Below are 952 nucleotides of genomic sequence, written 5' to 3' on the forward strand. Positions count from 1 at the left end.
TAACTGAGCACTATATCAAACGTGTACAAGCGCTAGATAACAAGGTCAATAGCTTTATCACTACGACCTCCCAGACCGCACTTGCCCAAGCAAAAGCCGCTGACGAGCTACGCGCGCAAGGGGATAAGCGAGTGCTGCTAGGCATGCCAATGGCACACAAAGATATCTTTTGCACCCAAGGCGTGCTCACCACTTGCGGCTCAAAAATGCTGCACAATTTTGTCTCGCCTTATGATGCCACAATCGTCTCCAACATTGATCAGGCTGGCATGATTAGCCTGGGTAAGCTCAATATGGATGAGTTTGCAATGGGCTCAGACAATAGCAGCTCATACTACGGCAGCGTACAAAACCCTTGGAATTTAGAGCGCGTACCAGGCGGCTCCTCTGGTGGTAGCGCCGCTGCCGTCGCTGCAGGCTTCGTCCCTGTCGCCACCAGTAGCGATACAGGTGGCTCTATTCGCCAGCCTGCCTCGTTTTGCGGACTCACCGGTATCAAACCGACTTATGGCCGCGTCTCACGCTTTGGGATGATTGCCTACGCGTCAAGTTTAGATCAAGCAGGTAGCATGGGACGTAGCGCTATGGACTGCGCATACTTGCTTCAACCTATGGTCAGCTATGACGAGCGTGATGCCACCTCAGTCAAACACGATATCCCAGACTATGTACAAGACCTCAATGAGGCTCAGGCCAAAGCAGGTGACAAACCGTTTGCCGATTTGCGTATTGGCGTGGCAAAAGAGTACTTTGGTAAAGGGCTTGATAAAGAAGTCGAGCAAACCGTCAAAGCCGCTTTGCAAAAGTACGAAGAGCTAGGTGCAACGATCGTAGAGGTCAATATCACCGATCCTGATATCACTCTTGCCACTTATTATATGCTTGCCCCTGCCGAGGCCTCCTCTAACCTATCGCGTTTCGATGGCGTGCGCTTTGGTTATCGCTGTGAGAA

Annotated in this window: 1 protein-coding gene; it reads left to right on the top strand. The window is 51.4% G+C overall.

The annotated features are described in order from the left end of the window. The coding region (locus tag ACTXGO_RS14755; RefSeq protein WP_443575052.1) for an amidase at positions 1 to 952 on the top strand (952 nt) is incomplete at both ends.

This window comes from Psychrobacter sp. T6-1 (assembly GCF_052258445.1).